This window comes from Terriglobales bacterium (genome assembly GCA_035624475.1).
Taxonomy (GTDB): Bacteria; Acidobacteriota; Terriglobia; order Terriglobales; family Acidobacteriaceae; genus DASPRL01.
On the sequence record DASPRL010000254.1, the window covers coordinates 1 to 4,809 of the forward strand.

At 68.7% G+C, this 4,809-nt stretch carries 5 protein-coding genes; 3 read left to right on the forward strand and 2 right to left on the reverse strand.

Features of this window, described 5'->3' with window-relative positions; all coding sequences use genetic code 11:
• Window positions 1-1,537: alkaline phosphatase family protein (locus VEG08_10325; GenBank protein ID HXZ28380.1), on the reverse strand; the 1,537-nt coding region annotated here is incomplete at its 3' end.
• A 67-nt stretch (window positions 1,538-1,604) separates the two neighbouring features.
• Between VEG08_10325 and serS the strand changes: the two genes are divergently transcribed.
• Complete coding sequence (gene serS, locus VEG08_10330; GenBank protein HXZ28381.1) at window positions 1,605-2,894, forward strand: serine--tRNA ligase; 1,290 nt, start codon at window positions 1,605-1,607, stop codon at window positions 2,892-2,894.
• On the opposite strand, the gene VEG08_10335 is transcribed toward serS, so the two are convergent.
• On the reverse strand, window positions 2,891-3,862 hold the full coding sequence (locus VEG08_10335; GenBank protein HXZ28382.1) for an alpha/beta hydrolase: 972 nt from the start codon (window positions 3,860-3,862) through the stop codon (window positions 2,891-2,893). The two genes, serS and VEG08_10335, sit on opposite strands and share 4 nt — an antisense overlap.
• A gap of 83 nt (window positions 3,863-3,945) precedes the next feature.
• Here VEG08_10335 and VEG08_10340 point away from each other — a divergent pair, with 83 nt between their 5' ends.
• Both VEG08_10340 and VEG08_10345 read left to right on the forward strand, forming a co-directional pair.
• Window positions 3,946-4,311 carry a hypothetical protein gene (locus VEG08_10340; protein ID HXZ28383.1) on the forward strand — a complete coding sequence of 122 codons (366 nt, stop codon included), beginning with the start codon at window positions 3,946-3,948 and terminating at the stop codon, window positions 4,309-4,311.
• Between the two features lie 43 nt (window positions 4,312-4,354).
• On the forward strand, window positions 4,355-4,809 hold a 455-nt coding region (locus VEG08_10345), incomplete at its 3' end, for an outer membrane lipoprotein-sorting protein (protein ID HXZ28384.1).

The window sequence follows — 4,809 nt, forward strand, 5'->3', positions numbered from 1 at the left end:
CCGCGTGCGTGGGTGCGTTGATGCCCAGCAGCGAGGCCAGCGTCACCGCCAGGTCCACCGGCTCGGCGTGCGTGCGGTAGGTTCCGGCGCGGAAGGCCAGGCCGTAGAAGGCCAGCGGAACGTGAGTGTCGTAGCTGTAGGGAGTGGAGTGGTCGGTACCCGCGGGCGTACCCAGGGTGAAGGGCGTGGGCTCGCCGAAGACGTACCACCCGGCCTGCGCGGAGTAGCTGTGCGCGTACTTCCGGCCCCACTCGTCGTTGTGCAGCTCGCCCTGCGCCTGCTGGGCGCGGGTGACGTAGCCGCGCCAGCCCGCCAGCCGGGCCAGTACTTCGCCGGCGGCGCGCTCGGCCTCGGCTTCCTTCACGCCGGCGGCGGCGAAGGCGTCCTCGGAGAGGAAGGCGATGGGCCACTCCATCAGCTTGACGTATTCGGTCGGGCGCCCCGGCGAGTACTTCGCGGAAAGTTCGGCGTTGGCCCGGGCCTGGATCTCCTTCTCGCTGTAGCCCGCCGCCGGCAGGCGGAACTCCGCGGCCACGGCCGGCAGGGGTGCGATGCCGTGGTCGGCGCTCAGCGCGATCCAAACGTTGGCCAGGCCCACCTGTTGGCCCAGGAAGCTGAAGAAGTCTGCCAACTGGCGGTCGAGCGCCAGCGCCATGGCCGCCACCTGGGGCGAGTCCGGACCCACCTCGTGACCCAGGAAGTCGGTGGCGGAGATGGAGATGACCAGCAGGTCGGTGGCCTCACCCTCGCCCAGCTTCTCGTTCTGGATGAGCGCGCGCGCGAAGTCGAGCTGGTAGTCGGTGGCGAAGGGCGTGGACTCGAGCGCCTCGAAGTCCTTGGCCGGCCCGCGCAGCACCTTGCCCGCGCCGTCCTTCCACTCCATCTTCAGGTACTGGTCGACAGGATGGTCGCGGTCGAACTCCTTCACCCACGCGGGCAGGTCGCCGCGATAGAAGGAGGAGGTGACCCAGGCGCCGTTCTTGCGGTCGGTCCAGTAGGCGGCGTCGGCGGCGTGCCCGGCAGAGAGGATGGCGGCATAGTTCTTGAGCGAGAGCGCGAAGACGCGCGCCTGGCCTCCGGTGGCCAGCTTCAGCTCGTCGCCCAGGGTGCTGGCCTCCAGGTAGTGCGGCGAGAAGCCCGCGCCCGCCTCGGCGCCGCCGGGGCCGACGGTGTGCGCGGTGTCGTCCGCCACCGCCAGCACGGCGCGCTTCTTCACCGGGTCCCACCACACGTTCCCGATGATGCCGTGGCCGTTCACGTAGGCTCCCGTCATGAGGGTCGAGTGCCCGGGCGCGGTGCGGGTGGTGGCGTAGTCGTAGTTGCAGTCGGTGAAGTAGGCGCCGCGCTCGAGGAAGAGGCGGAAGCCGCCGGGCCCGAAGCGGTCCTGGTAGCGCGCCAGGTAGTCGCCGCGGTACTGGTCGAGGATGATGATCACCACCAGCTTCGGGTGGGCATTGTAGGCGGCGCCGAAGCCCGTGGCCGCCAGCAACACCACCGCCAGCAGCACGGCCGGCCAGCGCTGGAGGCGGGTTTTCATCCCGGCCCTAGTGTACCAGTCTTCCCACGCTGGCCACTGGCCACTGCCCACTGTTACATTAGCTGCCATGCTCGACCTCGGCTTCGTCCGCGAGAACCTCGCGCTGGTGGAGGAGAAGCTCCGCCAGCGGGGGATGGACGCCTCCGTGCTCGCCGGCTTCAGCGAGGCCGACGCCCGCCGCCGCGCCTTCATCACCCAGGCTGAGACCCTGAAGGCGGAGCGCAACCGCCTCTCCGAGCAGATCGCGCAGCTCAAGAAGAACAAGCAGGACGCCGCCGCGCCCATGGAGCAGGCCAAGGCCCTGCGCGAGCAGGGCGAGGCGCTGGAAAAGCAGGCCGCCGAGCAGGACGCCGAACTGCGCCGCCTGCTGGCCACCCTGCCCAACCTGCCGCACGCCAGCGTTCCCGTGGGCAAGAGCGAGGCCGACAACGTCGAAGTCCGCCGCTGGGGCGCGCCTCCCAACTTCGACTTCGCTCCCAAGCCGCACTGGGAGTTGGGCGAGTCGCTGGGCGTGCTCGATCTGGAGCGCGCGGTCAAGCTCACGGGCGCGCGCTTCGCCGTCTACTGGGACCTGGGGGCGAAACTCGAGCGCGCGCTGGCCAACTTCATGCTCGACCTGCACACCCGCGAGCATGGCTATACAGAGGTCCTTCCGCCCTACATGGTGAATGCCGATTCCATGTACGGCACCGGGCAACTGCCCAAGTTCGAGGCCGATTCCTTCCAGGTGCCGCACGGCGATAAGAAGCTCTATCTGGTGCCCACCGCCGAGGTCCCGCTCACCAACCTCTACCGCGACGAGACCCTGGAGGGCGCGCGCCTGCCCATCTCGCTCACCGCCTATACCCCCTGCTTCCGCAGCGAGGCCGGCTCCTACGGCAAGGACGTGCGCGGCATCATCCGCCAGCACCAGTTCCAGAAGGTGGAATTGGTGAAGTTCGCGCGCCCCGAGCAGTCCTACGAAGAATTGGAGAAGCTCACCCGCAACGCCGAGACCGTGCTGCAGAAGCTCGGCCTGCACTACCGCGTGGTGGCGCTGTGTACCGCCGACCTCGGACCCAGCTCGGCTAAGACTTACGATATCGAGGTCTGGCTGCCCGGCCAGCAGCTCTTCCGCGAGATCTCCTCCTGCTCCAACTGCGAGGCCTTCCAGGCGCGCCGCGCCGGCATCCGTTTCAAACCGGAGGGGAAGGGGAAGTCGGAGTTCGTGCACACCCTGAACGGCAGCGGACTGGCCATCGGGCGCACCTGGGTTGCCATCGTCGAGAACTACCAGCAGGCCGACGGCAGCGTGCTCATCCCCGAGGTGCTGCGGCCCTACCTCGGCGCCGACCGCATCACGCCGAAGAAGTTCTAACGCTGGCGCGGCGCCGGGATCTCCTGCGTGCCCGCGGGCTCGGGCGGCTCGGCCTCCAGGAAGCGCGCCACCTCCGGGGCCACGCGGTCGCTGCACTCCAGCGGAGTCATGTGGGCGCAGTCGTCGAAGACCTCCAGGCGCGACTGCGGCATCTCCCGCTGCATGGCCTCCCCCACCGCGAGCGGCGTGAGTACGTCCTGCTTGCCCCACACGATGAGCACCGGCACGGTCACCGGCCCCAGCTTGCCGTCGAGCAGCTCCTTGCCGGCGATGATGTCGTCCAGCGCCCGCTTCACTACCCAGTCCCCGGGCGTGATCTGCCGCAGGATGCCGCGCGCGTAGTAGTCCGGCAGGTGCGGGGGATGCGCGAACAGGATGGCGGTCAGCGCGGTCAGCTCGTCCGGCGTCTTGGGGCGCAGCCGCCCGAGGTCGACGGTGGGCGTGAACTTCATGCCGGCCGAGTCGAAGACCATCACCCGCCGCACCCGCCCGGGATGCTCCACCGCCAACTGCAGCACGATCCATCCGCCCATGGACCAGCCGCCCAGGTCGGGCTGCTGCAGCTTCTGGGCGTCCATGAACTGCTGGACGATGCGGACCTCGGTCTCGATGGAGTAGTCCACGTCGGGCTTGTCGGAGCGCCCATAGCCCAGCAGGTCGAGGGCGTAGACCCGGAAGCCCTGCTTGGCCAGCCCCGCCATCAGCGGCGCCCACTCCTCGGCGCGGCCGCCCAGCCCGTGCACCAGCACCAGCGGCCGCCCTTCGCCCGCGACCAGGTAGTGGATGCGGTAGGGGCCGAGTTGCACGTACTCGCTGTGAATGCCGCCGGCGCGCATGCCGGCGCGCTCCAGCGCGGTCGAGACCCACTCCGGCCGCCAGTAAGCGAACCCCGCCAGCACCGCCAGCAGCAGCAGAACGACCAGCACCGTCTTGCGCAGCCAACCCCGCTTCGTCTTCCCCTCCGCCATGCTCCCCTCCCCGGGTGGAAGCATAGACCGCCGGCTCCCCGATTGCCAAACCGGGAGAGCAAATCTACACTTTCAGCAGGCGCATGAAGAAGATCTGGCAGACATTCTGCGGCTACATCTGGTGGACCTATCCGCGCGGCAGCCTGCACTACGACGTGATGGTCACCCTCATCCTGCTGTTCATCTTCGTGGCCCCCTTCTTCATCAGCTTCAACGACAAACCCGTGGAGCGGGCGCCGCATCCCATTGCCGGGGTGATCCTGGTCTCGCCCGACAAGGACGGCTTCATCTACCAGGTGGACGCCGCCGCCGTCCCCGGCAAGGACGTGAACGCGGAATTGCTGCGCGTGATCGAGCCCATCTCCGGCGAGGTGGAGATCACCCGCTTCGAGAAGGTGCTCGACCACGGCAAACTGGTGGCCTACAAGGTGTGGGTGCAGCGGCAGTAGCCGCCCCCGGGGGGAGAGCAGATCGGTGAGAGAATCTGGCTTGGTGCGCGCGTCGCTCCTGCTGGTGGGATGCCTGCTGCTGGCCTGGCCGGCGCGGCTGGCCGCCCAGCAGAACCTGGAAGCCGTGCTCACCCGCATGGACCAGGCCGCCGCCGACTTCCGCAGCGCCCAGGCCGACTTCTCCTGGGACCAGTACCAGAAAGTCGTGGACGAGACCGACGTGCAGAAGGGCACCATCTACTTCCGCCGCCAGGGCGAGAAGCTGCAGATGGCCGCCGACATCACCGAGCCCGACCGCAAGTCCTTGCTCTTCGCCGACAGCAAGCTGCAGCTCTACCAGCCCAAGATCGACCAGGTCACCGTCTACGACACCGGCAAGAACAAGGCCGACGTGGAGAGCTTCCTGGTGCTGGGCTTCGGGGGGCGCGGCCACGAGCTGGCCCGCACCTTCGACCTCAAGCTGCTGGGCGCCGAGACCGTGCAGGGCGTCTCCACCCA